This window comes from Fodinibius sp. GM108, from assembly GCF_058386985.1.
In genome coordinates, this window is sequence record NZ_JBYEIR010000011.1 from 13,572 (window position 1) to 34,396 (window position 20,825).

Consider the following 20,825-nt stretch of genomic DNA (forward strand, 5'->3'; position numbering starts at 1 on the left):
ATTTTCTCTTCGCTAAGTTGATTTAGAAAATAATGAGATACAGATGGCATAAAATAGTAGGTGGGCTTGTTGTATCTTTTTTAGTTTTTGCTGGTCTTGCAAATTCAGTTATAGCCCAACATTATGATTTTAAGATCTATTCGGTAAACAACGGACTGCCCCAGGGACAAGTCCATGATATGGAGCAAACAGAGGATGGTTTTATCTGGATGGCAACCAACGGAGGAGGCTTAAGCCGGTTCGATGGGAAAAGGTTTAAGACATATACTACCGATGATGGGCTGAGAAATAACGCTGTACAACAGTTGTTAGAAGATTCTCGTGGTAACCTTTGGGTTGCAAACTTTCCCGGAGGAGTGGTTACTTTTGAAGAAGATAGCCTTGTTAACCCCTTTCCTGACGATTCGCTTTCGCAGTATGAAGTGTGGCAAATCAAAGAGCTCAAAAATAATGAAATTTGGTTTGGCACTTATAAGGGAGGAATTTATATCCTGAAAAAATAATGAATTAAGCCGCTTAACGACCGCCGATGGTCTGATTAGTAATTCCATTTGGGATTTTTGGGAAGATGAAGATGGAACTATCTGGATTGCCACACAAGAAGGTGTTTCTGTATTAAAGAAGGGAGGAGGTGTTACGAATTATACAACCGATGATGGGTTAAGTGGCAATAAGGTCTATCGCATTACAGAAGATCAGCAAGGGAATAAGTGGTTTGCTACCAGTGATGGTTTAACCATCTGGAACGGAGAAGATTTCAGGACGATCAAAAAGATTAATGGGATCACATTAGGCTACATATTCGATGTAAAAGTTGCATCAGATAACAAGGTTTGGATAGGTACTGAGACGAAAGGTGTTTTTGTGTATGATGGCGAAGAGTATACTCACTTTACAAAGAGAAATGGATTAAGTAGCAACTATATCTATTCCCTGTTCGAGGATAATGATAATAATATGTGGATCGCGACGGACGAAAATGGAGTAAATATTTTTAGGGGAGATGCTTTTATATTTTACAATAAAGATTTTGGCCTTTCGACAAACGAGGTCTTGAGTTTAAATTTTGATAGTGAAGGTATGCTTTGGTTGGGGACTATGGAGGGGATTGAATCTTTTGACGGAGAGACAATACAGCATTACCCGCTGCCTGGTGAATATGAAAATAATTATGTTTGGGAAATAGAAGAGCTGCCTAATGGTAACCTCCTTTTTTTAATGCCCGATTATACTCTTATGGAGTATGACGGGCAGCATTTCGATAATTTTACTTCAAGAAAGAATCTGCAGAAATGGTTTACGTATGATCTGTTTGTGGATTCAAATGATATTTTATGGATTGCTACAGATGAAGGGTTATATCGATTAGAGGAGGAAGAATTGCGGCATTTTACAGCCGATGACGGCATGGCAGGTAATGTGGTGCAACATATTTACGAAGGCAAAAATGGCAATCTATATATAGGTACAACCTCAGGTCTGAGCATTTACGACGGCAACTCATTCAAAAATGTAGATATCGATGGAGGCCTGGCACATACCAGGATTAATTTTATTACTCAAGATGTAAAAGGTAACTTGTGGCTTGGGACTGATGGAGGAATTTCTGTGCTTCAGCCTGAGAATAACAAAAATGACTATGAAATTATTAATTTTGACAAAAAAGACGGGCTGAATATGCTTGCCACCCACTTTCTTTGGTTTGATGAGGACGGATATTTGTGGCAGGGGACAAACGGGGGACTTTACCGACTTAATATATCCGAATACTGGCAGTCCGGAGAGATGAATGTAGTGCAGTATGCTCTGTCAGATGAAGGATTGGGGGTTGAATTTAATTTCAAAGCCATTGCAGAAGACAGACAAAATAATGCCTGGTTCGGAAGTATGGATGGAGTTTTGAAGTTGGATCCCGCAAAATTAAAGCTAGGTAAGAATAATAAACCTCCAAAGGTTCATCTTACTAATGTAAAGAGAAATGCTGAACCTATAAATTGGAATTCATTTACAGCGGAAATTAACTATAAGTCCGGCAGGCTGCTTTTTCCATCGGTTACTTTTCCTCATGGAGAGCATTCATACACGTTTTCTTTTATCGGATTGGATTACAGACATCCCAGAAACGTTATGTACCGATACAAAATGAAAGGGTTTGAAGATAAATGGATGCCTGCTACTTCAGCTAATTCGGCTACGTATACCAATTTGGAGCCCGGCGATTATACCTTTGTCGTGCAGGCCCGCACTGGAGAGTCCTCATGGGAATCCAGCGAGGCAAGCTATAGCTTCTCTGTCGCTTATCCTTTTTGGCAGACCTCCTGGTTCTATAGTATAGCTTTCATTAGTGTTTTAGGTATAGTTTATGGCTATATTAAAATTAGGCTGGGGATGTTAGAGAAAAGTCGTCTACAAGAGCTTGTGAACGAAAAGACCAAAGATTTGCAAGAAGCTCTTGATGAAAAAGAAGTTTTGATCAAAGAAATTCACCACCGCGTGAAAAATAACCTGGCGGTAATTTCAGGATTACTGGAATTACAGATGGGTTATGCTGATAATAATTTTGCAAATCAAATTTTAGCCGAAAGCCAGCGCCGGGTGCAATCAATTTCCATGATCCATGAGAAACTGTACCAAAATGAACGACTGGCAGAAATTGACGTTGAAAAATATGTACGAGAGCTGGTTGATATTATCGCCTATTCGCTTGGAAATCCGTACAAAGAAATCAATGTTGAGATTGAGGTTGATGATTTTAAGCTGGGTGTAGATCAGGGAATCCCTTGTGGGTTAATACTAAATGAGGTTATAAGCAATTCTTTTGAACATGCTTTCACAGATCAGGAAAAAGGATCAATTCTTATTCACATTACCAATGAGGGGAATCACATAATTTTGACAGTTGAGGATGATGGAAAGGGACTACCTGAAAATTTTGATGAAAATGGACGAGAAAGTTTGGGTATTACGCTGGTAGATTCCTTGTGCAAACAGCTGGAAGGAGAGTATTTATTTGAAAATACAGAAAGGGGAACAAAATTTACGCTTGAATTTGTAAGAGATGAACCATCCAAGAAAATTCCGCATTGATTGATAGTATGAAATGCTACGATAAATAATACTGCCGCCTTTTTTCTGGCATTTTTTCTATAGCATAGCGCAGCATTGTTCGCGGCATATTTGCCTTATGCTGATCTAAAAACATTTCCAAGGTCTTGAGGTCATGCTTGCCCACTTCTCGCAGCATCCATCCAGTAGCTTTATGAATGAGATCATGTTCATCATTCAATAGAAGTTCAGCTATTTGCAGAGTATTGTCATAGTTGTTGTTTTTGATGAAATGAAAGGTGCTTATGATAGCAATTCTTCGTTCCCAAAGATGATCTGATTGAGCCAACTGATATAAAATCGTACGATCTTTATCAGATAAATAAACTCCAACGATATGTTCCGCAGAGGTGTCAACCAGATCCCAACTGTTTATGAATTGCGTATTGTCAATGTAGAGTTTATAGATCTTTTTCTGTTCTTCGGCATCAGCTTTTTTCATTTTGTTCACCAGTATAATAAGGGCACACAACCGCTCTTCGTGATATTCGGAATGAAGAAGATGTTCTGATTCTTTGAGAGGCAGGTTTTTAAACTTGCGTGCAATTTTTCGAATATTGGGAACTCGAATGCCGAGGAACCGATCGCCTTCGCCGTACTCACCTTCAGCAGTTTTAAAAAATCGCTGTGAATGCTCAGCAATTTCCGGATCAGCTATATCACGCAATTTGTTTTGTACCTCGGTACAATCCATCTGATCCTGAATCAAGATTTTTTGAATTCTTCTATAAAATTCTTGGTAAAATCAGAAAGGACCAGCCGACCGCTGATTTCTGCCCGGTCTTCCAGTAGCTCATCCCAATTGTCGGTGTCTTTCCACAGCACTTTTTTGAGCTCTTTCATAGCATCCGGACTGTAGTCTGAAAGCTGTTTGGCCAGTGAATCTACTTCTTCATCCAGTTTATTGTGAGATTCACACACCTTCGAAAACAATCCGTTTTCACGAGCCCATTCGGCCGAATTCCAGCTGGAGGCATCAACAGATAATGTACTGAATGCAGAGGTGCCAACTTTTCTCTCCACAGCCGGTCCCACTACAAAAGGACCGATGCCCAGTGCTAGCTCGCTCAGCTTTATAGCGGCAGATTCGTGTGCAATGGTATAATCTCCTGCGGATGCAATTCCTACACCGCCGCCTACCGTTTTGCCCTGCACACGTACGACAATTAATTTTGGACACTGACGCATGGCATTGAGAACCAGCGCAAATCCCATGAAGAAATGTTTGCCCTCCTCGTAGTTGTCGATGGCGATCAACTCGTCAAACGAAGCCCCGGCACAGAAAGCTCCATCACCTCGGCTTTTTAGCACCAGTACATGGACATCGGGATTATTACCCATCTTTGTAATGGTATCAGCCAAGTCCCGCAGCATCTGTCCCGGCAGTGAATTTCCTTTTGGGTGATAAAATTCAATAGTTCCAATGTTGTCTTTGATGTCGGTAGTTATTTCTCCGTTTTCAGACATTTGTATTTAAGTAGTTTTAATTTTTGAGTCAGATAAAGTATTCCGAATTCAGGAGTCAGAATTCAGAATGGCTTTGGAGTAGGCATCAATCAACTTGCTGACATCCTCTAACTTTTGATTTAATTCTGGCATTTCGCCATATCCCAAATCTTCTGACAGGATGATATAATATCTGCATTCTTCGAGTGAACCTTGAGATATATTCAGAAATCTTGCCTTATCTCTTTTCCTTCGCTTCTTAAAACCTTCAGCTATATTTGCTGCAGTAGAAACGGCGGCTCTCCTAAACTGAGAAGTCAATCCATACAGCTCGGATTTAGGAAAATCTTTTGTATAATTATAAATTTCCAAAACAAATTCGTGTGCCTTCTGCCATACTATCAAGTCCTTAAACGTTTTAGCTGGTTTTCTCATGATAAGTAGATTTTATTCTGATTTCAGACTTCGGAATTCTGTATTCCTTAATAGTATGATCTGTTTAAAAGAGAATCATTACATAAGTTGCTTTATTGTAGGTAATCGTCCTTAATCTTCTTCCTCTTCAAAAATGTCAATATCTAACTTGTTACGACGTTTGACCAGCGTTAATATCGTATAGTCGGCCACTGTTTGCTCATCCTGGTTGAACACCTCTACATCCCAGTAGGCGACACCGAACGGGTATTTATCATCCGCTTTTTTCTGACGCACATTCTTTCGCTTTACAATCAGCTTGGCTTGTATCGTATCGCCCGGAGCAACAGGTGTCTGGAACCGTAGATTTTCCAATCCATAGTTTAGCATTACCGGTCCCTCATCCGGATGGACAAATAAGCCTGCCGCTCTTGAAAGCACGAAGTAACCGTGTGCTACAATTTCGCCGAAGATGGAGCGTTCGGCAGCTTCAGGATCGGTGTGGGCATAGAATTCATCACCGGATAGATCTGCAAATCGTTCAATATCTTCTTCAGTTACCGTATGCTTATCGGTCGTATATGCTTCGCCGGCTTCAAGATCTTCAAAATACTGCTGGAAAGGATGCGTGTCGGCTTCTTTAGTCTCGGCTCCTTTGATATACTGATTGGTGATGTTCATCAGCGTCGTCGGCGATCCCTGCAGAGCTACCAGCTGCATATAATGGAGGACCGCCCGAGAACCGCCCAGTTCCTCTCCGCCTCCGGCATGTCCGGGTCCGCCGTGCACCAGCGATCCTATCGGGGAACCGTGTCCGGTCGATTCTTCTGCACTGTTCCGGTTGATTACCATGAAACGTCCGTGGTATGGCGCACAACCCAGCGTAATCTTTCGGGCAATATCATCATCAGCCGTAAAGAGTGATCCTACCAGCGAACCATCAGCCTTATTCGCTATCTTAATAGCCTCTTCATTATTCTTGTACGGCATTACTGTGGTCATCGGTCCGAATGCTTCGAGCGTATGTACATCATCTACTTTCATCGGCTGGTGACAGAGCAATACGCGGGGATCAGTAAATGCGTCGCCTTGTCTGCCATTTCCATTGGCATAAACGGTTTCCGTAATTTCGCTGAGCTGCTGAAGCTGCCGGTCAAATCTGTCCGCCTGCTCGGCGCTGGCCAACGGACCCATTCCTGTCTTTTCTTCAGCAGGATCGCCGACCGTTGTTTTCTCAAGTCTTTTTTTCAGCGCTTCAATAACATCAGTAACACGATCTTCAGGGACAATCGTCCGACGTATAGCCGTACATTTTTGTCCGGTTTTTACCGTCATCTCATTAGCCACTTCCTTAACAAAAAGATCGAATTCCGGCATGTCTGGAGTGACATCAGCTCCCAGTATCGAGCAGTTCAGTGAATCGGCCTCAAGGTTAAAACGAACATTGTTAGCGACTATGTTTGGATGAGCTTTAAGCTTTTTTCCTGTCTCGGCCGACCCGGTAAAAGCCACGACATCCTGGCTGATTAGATGATCCAGCAGATCGCCCGGTTTATCGGCAGCGATATATTGCACGGATCCCTCGGGCAGCAGTCCCGACTCAATTATATCGTGAAAGACGGCGTTTGCCAGATACGAACCATCCGGAGCCGGCTTCACAATTACAGGCATGCCGGCAATGATAGCCGGGGCCATCTTTTCGAGCATTCCCCATACCGGGAAATTAAACGCGTTAATATGTACAGCCACACCATGACGCGGTACGCAGACATGCTGTCCCACAAACGATCCTTTTCGTGACAGACGTTCGTGACTGCCTTCTACATGATAGGGGAGATCCGACAGCTCCCGCCGCGACTTGCTGGAAATCAGAAAGGCGGTGATGATTCCCCCGTCGATATCGATCCATGAATCCTTTTTAGTAGCACCGGTATGCGTTGAGAGCTCATAATATTTCTTCTTCCGCTCCATCAAGTACTGACCCAGAAACTTGATCTTGAACGCCCGGTCGTGAATACTCATTTTCCTAAGGGCCGGTCCACCTGTTTCACGTGCATATCCGCAGGCGCCTTTGTAATCCAGATTGGCCTCCAGCATCTGCGCCACCGGCTCACCGGTTACCGCACTGATCAGATCCTTTTCTTCACCTTCGTCGACCCATTCGCCTTTGATATAGCTTCGTACTTTCATAATTCGCAGATTAAATTGATTTCGTTGATTACGCTGATTTGGCTAGAATTTAATTGATATTTGTTCTGTGAAATCCGTGTCATCAAATTAATCAGCGCTCCGTTTTCTCCAGGTTTCATAATTTGCCGACTGGCTCGCTCGACCCTCCGGTTCCTTCCTCAAAGGCTCACATTCTTTCAGCGAGCCATGGAGCTGCCCTGGCAGCTGTTGATATAATTTCGTCCCCTCTGTTTTCCACTGGATCATCTCATCCGAAACATCTTTGACAATCTCGGCCGGATTTCCAACCACCATTTTTCTTTTCGGGATCTCCATGCCCTCCTTCAAAAAAGCGAGAGCTCCTACGATGCTTTCATCTCCCAATTCCACATCGTCCATCACCACCGCATTCATTCCCACCAGGCAGTTACGTCCGATATGCGCCCCGTGAATAATGGCTCCGTGACCAATGTGAGCACTTTCTTCCAAAACCACAGTTACACCCGGAAACATATGGATCGTACAATTCTCCTGCACGTTGCAGCCATCTTTGATCACAATTTTCCCCCAATCACCACGGATCGCCGCACCGGGAGCGATATAGACATTCTTGCCGATTACTACATTGCCCGTCACCGCAGCCTGCGGGTGGATATAGGCACTTTCATCAACTACCGGCTTGTATCCATCAAACTCATAAATCATATCACAGATTATTTTGATTTCACTGATTTAGCAGATTTTAATCACGAAATCAGCTAAATCTGATTAATCAGAGTTACGCTTTTTCTAAAATTACTGCCATGCCCTGTCCCACGCCGACACAAAGAGTACATAAAGCATACTGTTTATCCTGCTCGTGAAGCTCAATCGATGCCGTTTGCAGCAGTCGTGCACCCGACATACCAAGCGGATGTCCCAACGCAATAGCACCACCGTGTTGGTTAACACGTGGATCATGATCGTCTACTCCCAGCTCTCGAAGTACAGCCAAACTTTGTGCAGCGAAAGCTTCGTTTAGTTCAATGATATCAATATCATCCAGCGTAAGATTAGTTCTGTTCAATACTTTTTTTGTTGCACCGACCGGCCCCATCCCCATAATACGCGGTTCTACGCCAACAACTGCCGAAGCTACAATTCGTGCCATTGGCTCGAGATCAAAATCCTCAATAGCTGAATCTCCCGCTACCAGCATAGCACATGAACCATCATTGATGCCACTTGCATTACCCGGAGTTACCGTTCCGCCATCCCGAAAAACAGCTGGCAACTTACTTAACACTTCTACTGTGGTTTCAGGACGGATAAATTCATCTTCCTCAAAAATAATGGGATCACTTTTTTTCTGTGGGATCTCCACCGGCATAATTTCCTTGGCCATGCGTCCGCTTTTTGTAGCCTGGGCTGCTTTTTTCTGCGACCAAGCCGCAAACTTATCCTGATCTTCGCGACTTACATTGTATTTTTCGACGATATTTTCGGCGGTTTCACCCATTGCCGCAGTACTGTAGTTATCTTCCATTTTGGGATTGACGAAGCGCCAACCGAAGGTGGTATCATGCATTTCGGTTGTGCCAGAATAAGGTTCAGAGCCTTTGCCCAGCACCATCGGTCCACGGGTCATATGTTCCATACCACCGGTGATAAAAAGATCCCCTTCTCCCACTTTAATGGATTTATAGGCCATCACTGCGCTACTCATGCCCGAGGCACACAGTCGGTTTACAGTTTCTCCGGGTACCGAGGTTGGGAGTCCCGCCAGCAGAGAAGCCATACGAGCTACATTCCGGTTATCTTCACCTGCTTGGTTGGCGCATCCGAAAATAACATCCTCAATTCGCTCGGGATCAACTTCCGAATTTCGATTCATCAGTTCTTCGATTGTCAGTGCAGCCAGATCATCGGCACGGATGGGAGAGAGGGCACCGCGGTATTTGCCTATTGGCGTTCGTATAGCATCAATGATATAAGCTTCAGACATAATTTAGTAGTAAGTTTTAAGTATTGAGTAGTGAAATAAAACGTCTTTACTACTCCTTCTAATTATCTTTCCTGAAATGTTGTTCCTTGGTTCTGAAAACGGTTCCACGGAATAGCGCTACTTGCTCATTATCCTGATTGGAAACGTCGATGTTGTAGACAGCAATTCTCCGGCCGATACTCAATTCCTCCGTTTCGGCGGTAAGTATATCTCCTGCCGTAACTTTTTTCATAAATGAGATATTATTTTCCATTGCTACTGCCACTCTGCCGTAACTGTTGGATGCAAAAGCCAGCGCGCTATCCGCCAGCGAAAAAGCGATTCCACCGTGAGAAACATTAAATCCATTAACCATCTCATTTCGGATTTCCATTTCCAATTTGGCGAATCCGGGTTTGATATCAATGACTTCGATGCCCAGCCACTGGCTGAAGGCATCATTGTCATACATTTTTTGAACAACCTTTTCGGCTAATGTGCTTTTGTTCATAGGAACTCAGGATTCTGAATTCAGAATCCAGGAGAAATTCGGATGTCATTCTGAATTCTGACTCCTGTATTCTGAGTTCTGATTTTTAATAAAATGTTTCTCCATTCCTCACTTTTCTTTTCAACAGTGGATTTGGTCGATAGCGATCTTCGCGATATTCTGTTTGAAGTCGAGAGATACGATCGAGCACTTCCTGTAAACCAATTTCATCCGCCCATTTGAGCAATCCTTTGGGATAGTTGACGCCTTTGGTCATGGCAAGATCCACATCCTCAACAGTAGCCACGTTCATAAATACCGCATCGGCAGCTTCATTAATGAGCATAGCCACTATTCTATGAACAATTTGTTGTCCTAGTTCCTCGTCCTTAGTCGGTTCGGGATTGTCAGCATCATCCCCGTAGTCGTAAAATCCTTTTCCCGATTTTTTGCCCAGCCAGCCGGCCTCGACCATACGCTTTTGTGTAAAGGATGGTTTGAAACGAGGATCATAGAAAAACTCCTTAAAAACCGTTTCTGTTACTTTATAGTTTACATCATGACCGATAAAATCCATCAGTTCAAACGGACCCATTCGGAACCCGCCGATCTCTTTCATGGCCCAGTCGATTGTAGGTACATCGGCCACTCCTTCTTCATACATGCGAATAGCTTCACTATAAAATGGACGTGCTACACGGTTGACAATAAATCCGGGGGTATCTTTAGCCAGAACTGTGACTTTATCCCAGTCGTCAATTTGCTGTCGGGCTGATTTTGTGGTTTCATCAGAAGTAGCAATTCCCGGTACAATCTCAACCAGTGGCATAATCGGGGCGGGATTAAAAAAGTGGATTCCCAAAAAACGTCCCGGCTTTTTGAGGGCTGATGAAAGCGAAGCAATTGAGAGGGAAGAGGTATTTGTAGCCAAAATACAATCCCGCTGTACAATTCCTTCCAGTCGTTTAAATACATCTTGTTTGATTTCCAGATCTTCAACAACGGCTTCTATGACCAAACTGCATTCGTCATAATTGGTCAAATCTTCCACAAAATGGATACGGTCCATAATGCCGTCCACTTCATCCTGCGTCATACGTTCTTTCTCTACCTGACGCTGCAGAATTTTTCGAAGTGCATGTTTCGCCTTTCCCAATTGGTCGGGATAGGCATCATATAAGTAGACTTGGTGATTGTTTTGAGATGCAATCTGGGCTATTCCTTGTCCCATTGTGCCAGCGCCCACAACACCAATGATGTCGTTCTCCATTATTAGCAATAATTGGTTTTCATTTTATGCACTGTGAAAATAACGATTTCAGTTTTAAAACCAACCCATGTGCCTGTGAAATACAGTTTGGAAATACCAGCAAAAAATGATATCATCATGATATCAAACTAATAAATAATAGCTATTATGTCTAAAAATGTACTTGTAAGAAATATCGATGAAGAAACGCTCAAAAAGCTGAAAAAGAAAGCGGCAGCCAACAATAGATCACTGCAAGAAGAGCTCAAAGAGCTTCTCGAAATGCATGCTGGTCCTGATATTGAGGAGGTCCGCCGAATGGCCCGAGAATCCATCCGTAAATACAAAGCGGAAGGCCGAAAATTTTCTGACAGTACTAAAGATATCAGAGAAGATCGAGAGCGGTGAAAAACTTAGTCATAGATGCTTCCGTAGCGATCAAATGGTTTATCTGGGAGGAGGGGACCGAAGAAGCGCAGCAGTTACTCGACGAATTGAGCTCTTTTTGGGTGCCGGATCTATTTCTTTTAGAAATTGATGCTATTCTAACAAAAAAGGTTCGAAAAGGTGAGTTGGAAATTGCAGATTCTTTTCAAAAAAGGAGAGTATTCCGACAGTTGCCGTATAAATTAATTCCTTTTGATGAGATTGCAGAATTTGCCTTTCGCCTGTCAACGGAGTTTCCGATCACTTTGTATGATGCCACTTATTTAGCAGCAGCCGTTGATCACGAGGGGATTTTTTATACCGCGGATAAACGGCTGGTTAATGGAATGTCGAATACCCCTTTTGATGAATATGTGAAGAAACTCGATTACTGAGTCATTGCCCCTCAAACTCCGGCTTTCGCTTCTCCAGGAACGCCTGCACGCCTTCATGGTAATCATGGGTATTACCCGCCTCTGTTTGCAGGTCAGCTTCCAGTTCGAGATGCTCTTCCAGATTATTGGACAGAGACTGATTGATTGCCTGCTTATAAAGAGCAAATCCCTTGGTAGGCATTTTAGCTAGTTTTTGGCAGATAGATCGGGCCTCATCCATGAGATTATCCGCATCAACAGCTTTGTAGATAAGCCCGATTTCTTCAGCTTTTTTTGGGGATATTTTTTCATCCAGCAGGTACATCGCATTGGCGCGTTGTAGTCCGACCAGACGCGGCAGGAAAAACGAGCCTCCGCTGTCGGGAATTAGACCGATCTTGCTGAAGGATTGTACAAAGACTGCTTCTTTAGATGCCAGTACAATATCGCAGGCAAGAGCGATATTGGCTCCGGCTCCCGCTGCGGTGCCATTCACGGCACAAACCACAGGCTTTTCAAGCTGACGAATACCTTTTATTGTAGGATTATAGCTGTTGCGTACGGTGTTTCCTAGCTGATAATCTTTACCTTTATCGACCACTTCCGGCAGATCCTGTCCTGCACAAAAAGCTTTGCCTTTGCCGGTGAGCAGCACACATCGCACCTCGTTATTTTCGCCGGCATCAGCGAGAGCCTCCTGCAATTGTTTCGCCATCGGCTCGACAAAACTGTTGAGCTTATCAGGCCGATCAAGAGTAATAGTTAGTGTATTGTCTTCAAGAGATGCAGAAATAAATTTGCTCATAGTAAATTATTTTTGCCACAGATTAAACAGATAAAAAAATTGATTCAATAGACCAGCGACATATTGTACCGATGTATATTATAACACTGAGATACGCAAAGAATCACGAAATACCACAAAGAAAATCGCTCTTTGTGTAACTCTGGGCCTTCTCTGTACAACTTTGTGGTATGATAAAAATGTAAGTTAGAGAAACAGAATCAGTTAAGATCCGCGTAAATCCGCGGCCTAAATACACTTAAAATGTTCAAAGGGCTCATCACAATCGTGGCAGTAGTATTGTGATTTGCAAGCAGTAGAACCAAATTCACTCTGTAGTTCGGTGTTGGTGGAATCGCAATAGGGACAGGGGATAATTTTGCTAGATCCCCTCAGGGTCTTAAGGAAGTCATTATCCTTATCGGTTTTACCGGGCGGAGCAATGCCATAGTCTTTCAGCTTTTTCTTTGCTTCATCCGACATCCAATCCGTCGTCCAGGTTTCTGAGAAATCTTTATTGACTTCAAAGTTCTGAATGCCATTCATCTTAAGCGTTTTTTCGATTTCCTGCTCGATGGCTTTCATCGCGGGACATCCCGAGTAGGTGGGGGTGATTCGGACGACCACTTTATCTTCATCAACCGTAACCTCGCGCAAAATTCCCAGATCGATAATAGAAAGTACGGGGATTTCGGGATCCTTAACTTCAGACAGTAGATCCCAAATTTCCTCTTTATTATATGTGGCCACTGAATTCGACATAAATCACTAATCAAAAATCAATCATTCAACAACTCAACAATTCTCTCATTCCCAATCGGCATCCGGATACGACCGACGCAGGTGCTGCATCTCAGCCAGCAGATGTCCCAGGTGCTCAGTATGAAACCCCTCGCGTCCTCCTTCGGCCATGTACTGGTCAAAATCAGGCACATCCAGCGTGGCTTCTTCCAAAGTGTCCGTAACCAGATCTTTCCAGTCGGATTTAAAACTTTCTGTATCAGCAGCGAGTCCTTCATCCTGTAAAAAATGCTCAATCTGATCCTGGTAAAAAAGTTCGCCAGTGTACATCCAGATCTCATCGAATGCGTTTTGAATTCGTTCGTGACTTTCTTCTGTACCGTCACCAAGTCGTAGTACCCATTCGCGGCTGTGTCGCAGGTGGTATTTTATTTCTTTAAAATGCTTCTCAACTATTCCTCTGAACTGCTCATCCTTAACATCCGACAATAGCTGATACAGATAGTAACTAAATGAAGAAAACAGGAACTGCCGCGCAATGGTAAATCCAAAGTCACCTTTTGGCAACTCGACGATTTTCAGGTTTGTGTATTCGGGATCATCCCGAAAATAAACCAGATCATCGCGGTGTCGTCCTTCACCTTCTATTTCTACCGCATATTCATATAAATTTGCAGCGTGACCGATATAATCCAGGGCAATATTTGCCAAAGCTATATCTTCCTCCAGAATAGGACCGTGTCCGCACCACTCAGAGAGGCGATGACCTAAAATGAGTCGATCATCGGCCAAGCGGACTAAATACTCGAAGAGTGCTTCCTGTTTTGTTAATGTCTCAGTAGCTGTACTCATGATCGTCGTTTTGAAACTCTTGGCACACTATAAAACTGTGGATGCCGATAGGGTTTGTCATCAGCCGGATCGAAAAAGGGTCCTTCATCTTCACCCTTTGAGGCCACAATTTGATCGCTGGGTACTACCCAGATGTTTACCGCCTCTTTGCGGCGCGTATAGACATCGCGGGCATTTTCAAGTGCTTTTTCAGCATCGGGAGCATGTACACTACCTGCATGCTCATGAGGTTTGCCATCTCTGGGCTGGGTAAAAACCTCCCACAGCGGCCATTGTGTGTCTTCAGATTCCTTACCGTTTTCTTTACTCATGTATATAAAGCTTGTTAATATTTGTATTGCAGAATCAGTAAACAAAAATCAATTAATCAGTGATCATCAACTTAATCTGCGTAATCCGCGTTCTATGATGCTTTTTCTTCGCTCAATTTCTTTTTGCGTGCATATTCTTCGGCGGCTTCGCGAACCCACTTGCCTTTTTCATGTGCCTCACGACGCGCTTTCATACGCTCCCGATTCATGGGACCATTGCCTTTTACAACATTCCAGAATTCATCCCAGTCGATTTCGCCGAACTCCCAATGTCCGGTTTCTTCATTATATTCCAGATCCGGATCGGGAATTTCAATGCCAACGGCATGAGCCTCAGAAACGTGGCGATCCACAAAACTTTGTCGCAACTCATCGTTTGTCTTGGATTTAACCCCCCATTTTATTAGTTCGGCGCTGTTTGGTGAGTCCTCATCATGAGGACCAAACATCATCAATGTGGGCCACCACCAGCGGTTAACCGCATCCTGGATCATCTCTTGCTGTTCGGGCGTACCATCAGCCATCTTAGCCACCATTTCATACCCTTGCTTTTTATGAAAACTCTCTTCTTTGCAGATGCGAACCATTGCCCGTGAATAAGGTCCGTAAGAGCTGCGTGCCAGCATTGTTTGATTGATAATGGCAGCCCCATCCACAAGCCAGCCGATAACTGCTACATCGGCCCAGGTTAGGGTGGGATAATTGAAAATGCTCGAATATTTGGCCTTGCCTTCCAGTAGCTGATCAATAAGCTCTTGTCTACTTACGCCAAGTGTTTCAGTGGCGCTGTATAGGTAGAGGCCGTGTCCCGCTTCGTCCTGGACTTTAGAAAGCAGAATCATTTTACGTCGCAATGAAGGAGCACGTGTAATCCAGTTACCTTCAGGCAGCATGCCTACAATTTCAGAATGTGCGTGTTGCGACATCATCCGTATTAGCTGCTGCCGGTAGCGATCAGGCATATCATCTTTTGGCTCGATGGTTTCGCCGTTGTCTATGCGTCGCTGAAACTTCTCTTTATTTGTTTCCTCTTCCATAGCGTCTGGTTTTCGTAAGAATCTTTTTCAAGGATTTGAACATATACATGAACAGTAAATTAAACAAATAGATTCAACTATAAATACAGTTTATATGTTAAAGTTATAGGTATCTTGCTGATCTTATTAAATTATTTGAGACGTATAGCATTGGATACTATATTAACTTTACTTACAATAATAAGGATCTAAAAGAGGTAAAAAGAGGATGGGAGAACAAAAAGATCGAGCAGCTACTTTAGAACGACCGGTAGAAGAGGAATTTGAAGATCATCTTGGATTGCAAGATGTAGATTTCGTGGAGTTCTATGTCGGTAATGCCAAACAAGCTAGTCATTTTTATCAGACTGTGTTTGGTTTTGATCTCAAAGCCTATAGCGGGTTGGAAACCGGTAACAGAGATCGGGTTTCATACCTGCTTGAGCAGGGGAATATTCGCTTTTTAATGACTTCCCCTTTAAATAGCATCTCCCCGATTTCCAATCATATTGCCCGTCATGGAGATGGTGTGCGAGATATTGCAATGCATGTAGAAGATGTGGATCGCGCATATAAGGAGACGGTTAAACGCGGTGCGACGGGGGTTGAGGAGCCGCATTATTTGGAAGATGAACAAGGTCGTATCCGAAAAGCAGCTATTGCAACGTATGGTGATACCATTCACACCTTAATTGATCGATCAGGATACGATGGAATTTTTATGCCCGGCTTTGAACCGGCTGAATCACCATTGCGTAATATTAAGCCGGTCGGTGTAGAGTATGTGGATCATTGTGTGGGCAATGTTGAGAAAGGAAAGATGAATGAATGGGTTGATTTTTATCGTGATGTAATGGGCTTTACGCAGTATATCCATTTTGATGACAAAGATATTTCAACGGAATATTCTGCATTGATGTCAAAAGTGATGGCCGGCGGGCGTGGAATGATCAAGTTTCCGATTAATGAACCGGCAGAAGGGAAGAAAAAATCACAAATTGAGGAATATCTTGATTTCTATGAAGGTCCGGGCGTGCAGCACATAGCACTATTAACGGGTGATATCATTCAAACTGTTGAAGAGTTGAAGGGGCGCGGACTCGAATTTCTGCATGTACCCACAACATATTATGAAGAACTTGAGAATCGAGTGGGAACTATTGACGAGCCGATCGATCGACTGGAAGAATTAGGGATTTTGGTCGATCGTGATAATGAAGGGTATCTGTTGCAGATTTTTAGCAAGCCAGTTGTTGATCGACCGACCTTCTTTTTTGAGATGATTCAGCGAAAAGGAGCACGTGGATTTGGTAAAGGTAATTTTAAGGCGCTATTTCAAGCTATTGAACGCGAACAGGAAAAGCGAGGTAATTTGTAATTAGTCGGTGAGTATCGAGTAGTGAGTCATGAGCTTACCGAAAGCAAATGTTTTTACTCACAACTCAGGACTTACGACTCAAGACTAAAATGAGGTGTCAGCCATGATTTATCATCAACTAGGAAAGATCCCGCATAAGCGGCATACGCAATTTCGCAGACCTGATGGACAGTTGTATCAAGAGCACTTATTTGGTGCGGAAGGATTTCACGGAATTTCATCCCTGATGTATCACCACAATCCTCCTACAAAAACGTTTAAGGTTGAAAAAGGAGAGGAAATAAAGATTGAAAAATGGGATGAAGGAATGCTGCGTCATCATCACCTAAGGACCGCCAATTTAGAAAAGGGCGGTGATCCGGTGATGGGACGCAAAGTGTTGCTTTATAACAATGATGTGCAGATAGGGGTAGTACGTCCCACTGAGCCGATGGATTACTTCTACAAAAATGGAGAGCACGATGAGCTGTTGTTCATCCATGAGGGAGAAGGTTATGTGCAAACCATGTTTGGCAAACTGGATTTTGGTTGGGGCGATTACATCTACATTCCGCGCGGCACAATCTATCAAATAGTTTTTGAGACCGAAAAAAATCGGATGTTGACTGTTGATTCCACAGGTCCTGTCGATATTCCCGATCGCTATCTATCCGACAAGGGGCAATTTCTGGAAAATAGCCCTTATTGTGAGCGTGATATCCGTCGTCCCGAAGGACCAATTTTCGTAAATAAAGAAGGCGAATTTGAAGTCCGTATCAAAAAACAGGGACGGTATACTTCCTATTGGTATGAACACCATCCTTTTGATGTAGTAGGATGGGATGGCTATCTGTATCCCTGGATTTTCAATATCAAGGATTTCGAGCCTATTACCGGACGAGTTCACCAGCCACCGCCCGTGCATCAGACATTCAAGGGTAATAATTACGTGGTTTGCTCATTCTGTCCACGTAAATTCGATTACCATCCGAAGTCAATACCTGCTCCTTACGCTCACTCCAACGTGGATTCCGATGAGGTACTTTACTATGTAAAGGGCGATTTTATGAGTCGTAAAGGTGTGGAAGAAGCCAGCATTACACAGCATCCCGGCGGTATACCACACGGGCCGCATCCCGGGAAATATGAAGGTAGTATCGGTAAGGAAGAAACCGATGAATATGCTGTGATGATAGATACCTTTCATCCACTGCATCTTACAACAGAAGCGAAAAAGCTGGATGACGACAGCTATCCGTATACCTGGATTGAAGAAGAGGAAAAACAAAAAATTGAAGCCGAAGAGTAATTTACCTCATTCCGGCAGGATCACCTGCTTGGTATCATCGCTAAAACTGGTTTGGGATTTTATTCTGTACTGATCTTAAAAGGGGATTGAGGTTATGGCATATTTGGAAGGGAAGGGGCATTTAAACAGGGACATAAAGGCTTATTTTGTTCGATACCTTTTTAGTGTATTAGCTATCTTTTGTTTTTCGATTTCATCCCTTTATGGACAACTTGCCCCTAAACCGGATAGCTTGAAATCAGTTCTTCAGGAAGTACAGGGAGAGCAGCGAGTAGAAGTATTACTTCAACTCAGTGATCACTTAAAAAGGTCAGATATTGATGCTGCTTTAAAATATGCCCGCGAAGCGGTTGAGCTTGCTGAATATTTGAATGAAGAAAGTCTCCGGGCAGATAGTTACAGGAAACTGGGACAATTACTTTCTAAAAATGGAAATCATCCGGAAGGATTGGAGTACCTGTCAGAGGCTAATCATATTTTTGAGCGTATAGGAGATGCCGCAAAAAGAGCTAGTACTTTGGAGGACCTGGGGGCATTATATCGCAGGCAAAGTGATTATCAGACATCACTTGAATACTATTACCGCGCACTCGAGTTAAAAGAACAGCAAAATAATCAAGCTGACTTACCTCATACACTTAGCAATATCGGTGTTATAAATGAAAGGTTGGATCAGATGGATAAGGCGATTGAATTTTATCAACGAGCCTTGTCCATCAGCCAACAAAATGACAATGCAAGTGATATTGCTATTAACGCTGTTCAACTGGGAAATGCCTATGCCTCGCAGGGTGAAACAGAGAAGGCCCTCGAGACAATGGAGAGGGCCTTGGAAGCTTCAAAAGAGCTGCCGGGAGAACATGCAACAGCAACTGTTCTACTTGAGATTAGTGAACTTTATAAAAGTAAAGATTCATACCAGCAGGCTATAGATGCTAATAAAGAGGCCTTAAAACGAGCCCAGGAAATGTCTGATAGTAGGTTACAAGCACTTAGTTTGAAAAATCTTGCTATCATTCATACAGAGCTGGAGGATTATGAGACTGCCAATGATTTTCTGTTTAAAGCGTTACCTTTGTTTAAGCAGAGCGGAATGAATGATGAAGTATTAGATGCGCAAAACCGGATTGCCGGCAATTATTTTTTAATGGGGGAGATGACTCATTCAATTAATGTTTCAGAAAAGGCATTAAAACAAGCCGAGAATGGTAAATATTTTGAATACAGTCGCCAATTGCTGGAAACTCTTTTAAAAGGATATCGGAAGAACGGAGAATTAGAACGAGCGTTATGGGCGCAGGAAAAGTTACTTGAAGTGAAAGATAGTTTGTTCAATCAGGCAAAGTCGCGACAGATTGCTGAGATGCAAGCCCGGTACGATACAAAGGCAAAAGAACAAGAGATAGCAATACTTCAGCAAGAAAATGAGCAAAAAGCTTTGATGCGAAATGCTTTGCTTCTGGTACTTTTCTTGGTGGCTGTGATCGGTATTCTGATATACAATCGGCAGCGCTTAAAGCTAAAAAAGAATCGTGTAGAGCTGGATAACATACGTCTGAAAGAGAAACAGCTTGAACAGGATATTGAGTTCAAAAATAAGCAGTTGACGTCCCGTACTCTGCATCTGGTACAAAAGAATGAAACGATGAAAGAATTGAAGGAAAAGGTGAATAACATTCAAGAGAATGGTAATGGAGATATTAACGCCCGTTTGCAGAAGTTGGAAAATTTAGTGGATTATAGTTTTAATCTTGATGAAGACTGGAAGCAGTTTCGGCTTTACTTTGAAGAAATACATGATGGTTTTTTTGATACGCTTAAAGAAAAATACCCTGATTTAACAACCAATGAGCTGCGCCTTGCTGCTCTTGCAAAACTGAATCTTACCATCAAAGAGATTGCGACCATTATGGGAATTACACCCAATAGTGTAAAGACAGCCCGTTATCGCCTGAGAAAAAAGCTGGATATAGAAACAGAAGAGAATCTCACAGAATTTATGATGGATATTGAAAAGCAAATCCAATAAATCCATACCCCCCGCTTAAACCCTCCTTTGTTTACCTATTGTTGACCTGTTTAAAATTGCCCTTGCCTACTTTACAAGCTAGCTTTATTAGGTAATAATATAGGGATAGAGTTGCTTTTGCCTTTAGAATAACGAACCGCTATTAAATACAGAGAGAACGAATATCCCTGATCATTTAAGCTAACTCTATCGAATACCACCAGTTCTATGGGTTTATATAACATCAAAAAATAAAATATAAAATAAAGAGATATGAAAACACGCACATACCCATTTACCTTTTCAGCAGGATTGATGCTTGTACTTCTTTTAGGAACGGTAGTCCAGGCACAGAGTAGTGAAACCGATGAAAAAGCTTTTCTTTGGAGTGCAGATCAACAAGAGTTAGAATGGGGCGCCTGTCCCGAATTTATGCCTGAGGATTGCCAGATTGCTTTACTGCAGGGAGATCCTGCAAAACCCAACGCAGATATATTTTTCAAGTTACAGCCGCATACAACAGCACCTAATCACTGGCATAACTCAGCCGAGCGCATGGTATTGATATCCGGAGAGTTGGAAGTTAAGTATGAAGGGCAAGAAGCAGAAGTGATGAAAGCCGGTACCTATGGTTATGGACCCGCAGAGAGGTCGCATGAAGCTTCCTGTATCTCCGATGAACCCTGTGTTCTGTTTGTTGCATTTGAAAAACCTGTTGATGCTTTTGCTGTGAAACAGTGATATATTGATCATATAACAGTGATATATTGATCATATAAAAGAGCTTAAATTTGAGCCCAAAAAGGAGAGT

The 20,825-nt window shown here is 42.9% G+C and carries 21 protein-coding genes; 8 read left to right on the plus strand and 13 right to left on the minus strand.

The features are described 5' to 3' along the window. The first annotated feature begins 32 nt into the window (after positions 1-32). Both ACT3ID_RS16965 and ACT3ID_RS16970 read left to right on the plus strand, forming a co-directional pair. Positions 33-503, plus strand: coding sequence for a ligand-binding sensor domain-containing protein (locus tag ACT3ID_RS16965; protein ID WP_491543252.1), 471 nt, complete (start codon positions 33-35; stop codon positions 501-503). Positions 504-864: 361 nt separating this feature from the next. Continuing rightward, on the plus strand, positions 865-3,087 hold the full coding sequence (locus ACT3ID_RS16970; RefSeq protein ID WP_491543253.1) for a two-component regulator propeller domain-containing protein: 2,223 nt from the start codon (positions 865-867) through the stop codon (positions 3,085-3,087). Between the two features lie 16 nt (positions 3,088-3,103). On the opposite strand, the gene ACT3ID_RS16975 is transcribed toward ACT3ID_RS16970, so the two are convergent. From ACT3ID_RS16975 to ACT3ID_RS17010, 8 genes are all read right to left on the minus strand, one after another. Then, positions 3,104-3,799, minus strand: coding sequence for a DNA alkylation repair protein (locus ACT3ID_RS16975; RefSeq protein WP_491543254.1), 696 nt, complete (start codon positions 3,797-3,799; stop codon positions 3,104-3,106). A gap of 11 nt (positions 3,800-3,810) precedes the next feature. Further along, on the minus strand, positions 3,811-4,572 hold the full coding sequence (locus ACT3ID_RS16980) for an enoyl-CoA hydratase/isomerase family protein (protein WP_491543255.1): 762 nt from the start codon (positions 4,570-4,572) through the stop codon (positions 3,811-3,813). A gap of 48 nt (positions 4,573-4,620) precedes the next feature. After that, positions 4,621-4,986, minus strand: a complete 366-nt coding sequence (locus ACT3ID_RS16985) for a four helix bundle protein (protein ID WP_491543256.1) — start codon at positions 4,984-4,986, stop codon at positions 4,621-4,623. Between the two features lie 111 nt (positions 4,987-5,097). Further along, on the minus strand, positions 5,098-7,155 hold the full coding sequence (gene paaZ / locus ACT3ID_RS16990) for a phenylacetic acid degradation bifunctional protein PaaZ (RefSeq protein WP_491543257.1): 2,058 nt from the start codon (positions 7,153-7,155) through the stop codon (positions 5,098-5,100). Between the two features lie 87 nt (positions 7,156-7,242). Further along, positions 7,243-7,839 (minus strand): acyltransferase, encoded by a 597-nt coding sequence (locus ACT3ID_RS16995; protein ID WP_491543258.1) that lies wholly within the window; start codon positions 7,837-7,839, stop codon positions 7,243-7,245. Positions 7,840-7,912: 73 nt separating this feature from the next. Continuing rightward, a complete protein-coding gene (gene pcaF / locus ACT3ID_RS17000) occupies positions 7,913-9,118 on the minus strand; it encodes a 3-oxoadipyl-CoA thiolase (protein WP_491543259.1) in 1,206 nt (401 codons plus the stop codon). Between the two features lie 58 nt (positions 9,119-9,176). Then, the gene (paaI, locus tag ACT3ID_RS17005; protein ID WP_491543260.1) at positions 9,177-9,608 is read right to left on the minus strand and encodes a hydroxyphenylacetyl-CoA thioesterase PaaI; all 432 of its coding nucleotides are present in this window, start codon (positions 9,606-9,608) and stop codon (positions 9,177-9,179) included. 85 nt (positions 9,609-9,693) lie between these two features. Next, complete coding sequence (locus ACT3ID_RS17010; RefSeq protein ID WP_491543261.1) at positions 9,694-10,857, minus strand: 3-hydroxyacyl-CoA dehydrogenase NAD-binding domain-containing protein; 1,164 nt, start codon at positions 10,855-10,857, stop codon at positions 9,694-9,696. Between the two features lie 147 nt (positions 10,858-11,004). Here ACT3ID_RS17010 and ACT3ID_RS17015 point away from each other — a divergent pair, with 147 nt between their 5' ends. Both ACT3ID_RS17015 and ACT3ID_RS17020 read left to right on the plus strand, forming a co-directional pair. Then, positions 11,005-11,244 (plus strand): FitA-like ribbon-helix-helix domain-containing protein, encoded by a 240-nt coding sequence (locus ACT3ID_RS17015; protein ID WP_491543262.1) that lies wholly within the window; start codon positions 11,005-11,007, stop codon positions 11,242-11,244. Then, positions 11,241-11,657 carry a type II toxin-antitoxin system VapC family toxin gene (locus ACT3ID_RS17020; RefSeq protein WP_491543263.1) on the plus strand — a complete coding sequence of 139 codons (417 nt, stop codon included), beginning with the start codon at positions 11,241-11,243 and terminating at the stop codon, positions 11,655-11,657. Before ACT3ID_RS17015 ends, ACT3ID_RS17020 begins: the two co-directional genes overlap by 4 nt. A 1-nt stretch (position 11,658) precedes the next feature. Here ACT3ID_RS17020 and ACT3ID_RS17025 read toward each other — a convergent pair whose 3' ends face one another. The 5 genes from ACT3ID_RS17025 to paaA form a co-directional block, all read right to left on the minus strand. Next, positions 11,659-12,441: an enoyl-CoA hydratase-related protein gene (locus ACT3ID_RS17025; protein WP_491543264.1), complete on the minus strand. Its 783-nt coding sequence runs from the start codon at positions 12,439-12,441 to the stop codon at positions 11,659-11,661. Positions 12,442-12,669: 228 nt separating this feature from the next. Continuing rightward, complete coding sequence (gene paaD, locus ACT3ID_RS17030; protein WP_491543265.1) at positions 12,670-13,182, minus strand: 1,2-phenylacetyl-CoA epoxidase subunit PaaD; 513 nt, start codon at positions 13,180-13,182, stop codon at positions 12,670-12,672. A gap of 45 nt (positions 13,183-13,227) precedes the next feature. Then, complete coding sequence (gene paaC / locus ACT3ID_RS17035) at positions 13,228-14,013, minus strand: 1,2-phenylacetyl-CoA epoxidase subunit PaaC (protein ID WP_491543266.1); 786 nt, start codon at positions 14,011-14,013, stop codon at positions 13,228-13,230. After that, positions 14,010-14,324: a 1,2-phenylacetyl-CoA epoxidase subunit PaaB gene (gene paaB, locus ACT3ID_RS17040; protein WP_491543267.1), complete on the minus strand. Its 315-nt coding sequence runs from the start codon at positions 14,322-14,324 to the stop codon at positions 14,010-14,012. The genes paaC and paaB overlap by 4 nt, the downstream gene beginning before the upstream one ends. Before the next feature lie 92 nt (positions 14,325-14,416). Further along, on the minus strand, positions 14,417-15,361 hold the full coding sequence (gene paaA, locus ACT3ID_RS17045; protein ID WP_491543268.1) for a 1,2-phenylacetyl-CoA epoxidase subunit PaaA: 945 nt from the start codon (positions 15,359-15,361) through the stop codon (positions 14,417-14,419). 208 nt (positions 15,362-15,569) lie between these two features. Here paaA and hppD point away from each other — a divergent pair, with 208 nt between their 5' ends. The 4 genes from hppD to ACT3ID_RS17065 all read left to right on the plus strand — a co-directional run bounded on the left by hppD (position 15,570) and on the right by ACT3ID_RS17065 (position 20,755). Beyond that, positions 15,570-16,718, plus strand: a complete 1,149-nt coding sequence (hppD, locus tag ACT3ID_RS17050) for a 4-hydroxyphenylpyruvate dioxygenase (RefSeq protein WP_491543269.1) — start codon at positions 15,570-15,572, stop codon at positions 16,716-16,718. A 103-nt stretch (positions 16,719-16,821) separates the two neighbouring features. Continuing rightward, positions 16,822-18,006, plus strand: a complete 1,185-nt coding sequence (locus ACT3ID_RS17055) for a homogentisate 1,2-dioxygenase (RefSeq protein WP_491543270.1) — start codon at positions 16,822-16,824, stop codon at positions 18,004-18,006. A gap of 232 nt (positions 18,007-18,238) precedes the next feature. Then, positions 18,239-20,035 carry a tetratricopeptide repeat protein gene (locus tag ACT3ID_RS17060; RefSeq protein ID WP_491543271.1) on the plus strand — a complete coding sequence of 599 codons (1,797 nt, stop codon included), beginning with the start codon at positions 18,239-18,241 and terminating at the stop codon, positions 20,033-20,035. A gap of 252 nt (positions 20,036-20,287) precedes the next feature. Beyond that, positions 20,288-20,755, plus strand: coding sequence for a cupin domain-containing protein (locus ACT3ID_RS17065; protein ID WP_491543272.1), 468 nt, complete (start codon positions 20,288-20,290; stop codon positions 20,753-20,755). The last annotated feature ends 70 nt before the right edge of the window (positions 20,756-20,825 follow it).

Coding starts and splice junctions, on each gene's coding strand:
- ACT3ID_RS17010 (WP_491543261.1), bottom strand. CDS start 10,857: ATGGAGAACGACATCATTGGTGTTGTGGGCGCTGGCACAATGGGACAA.
- paaI (WP_491543260.1), bottom strand. CDS start 9,608: ATGAACAAAAGCACATTAGCCGAAAAGGTTGTTCAAAAAATGTATGAC.
- ACT3ID_RS17065 (WP_491543272.1), top strand. CDS start 20,288: ATGAAAACACGCACATACCCATTTACCTTTTCAGCAGGATTGATGCTT.
- ACT3ID_RS17015 (WP_491543262.1), top strand. CDS start 11,005: ATGTCTAAAAATGTACTTGTAAGAAATATCGATGAAGAAACGCTCAAA.
- ACT3ID_RS17025 (WP_491543264.1), bottom strand. CDS start 12,441: ATGAGCAAATTTATTTCTGCATCTCTTGAAGACAATACACTAACTATT.
- paaB (WP_491543267.1), bottom strand. CDS start 14,324: ATGAGTAAAGAAAACGGTAAGGAATCTGAAGACACACAATGGCCGCTG.
- paaZ (WP_491543257.1), bottom strand. CDS start 7,155: ATGAAAGTACGAAGCTATATCAAAGGCGAATGGGTCGACGAAGGTGAA.
- ACT3ID_RS17055 (WP_491543270.1), top strand. CDS start 16,822: ATGATTTATCATCAACTAGGAAAGATCCCGCATAAGCGGCATACGCAA.
- hppD (WP_491543269.1), top strand. CDS start 15,570: ATGGGAGAACAAAAAGATCGAGCAGCTACTTTAGAACGACCGGTAGAA.
- ACT3ID_RS16975 (WP_491543254.1), bottom strand. CDS start 3,799: ATGGATTGTACCGAGGTACAAAACAAATTGCGTGATATAGCTGATCCG.
- pcaF (WP_491543259.1), bottom strand. CDS start 9,118: ATGTCTGAAGCTTATATCATTGATGCTATACGAACGCCAATAGGCAAA.
- paaC (WP_491543266.1), bottom strand. CDS start 14,013: ATGAGTACAGCTACTGAGACATTAACAAAACAGGAAGCACTCTTCGAG.
- ACT3ID_RS16965 (WP_491543252.1), top strand. CDS start 33: ATGAGATACAGATGGCATAAAATAGTAGGTGGGCTTGTTGTATCTTTT.
- paaA (WP_491543268.1), bottom strand. CDS start 15,361: ATGGAAGAGGAAACAAATAAAGAGAAGTTTCAGCGACGCATAGACAAC.
- ACT3ID_RS16980 (WP_491543255.1), bottom strand. CDS start 4,572: ATGTCTGAAAACGGAGAAATAACTACCGACATCAAAGACAACATTGGA.
- paaD (WP_491543265.1), bottom strand. CDS start 13,182: ATGTCGAATTCAGTGGCCACATATAATAAAGAGGAAATTTGGGATCTA.
- ACT3ID_RS16995 (WP_491543258.1), bottom strand. CDS start 7,839: ATGATTTATGAGTTTGATGGATACAAGCCGGTAGTTGATGAAAGTGCC.
- ACT3ID_RS16985 (WP_491543256.1), bottom strand. CDS start 4,986: ATGAGAAAACCAGCTAAAACGTTTAAGGACTTGATAGTATGGCAGAAG.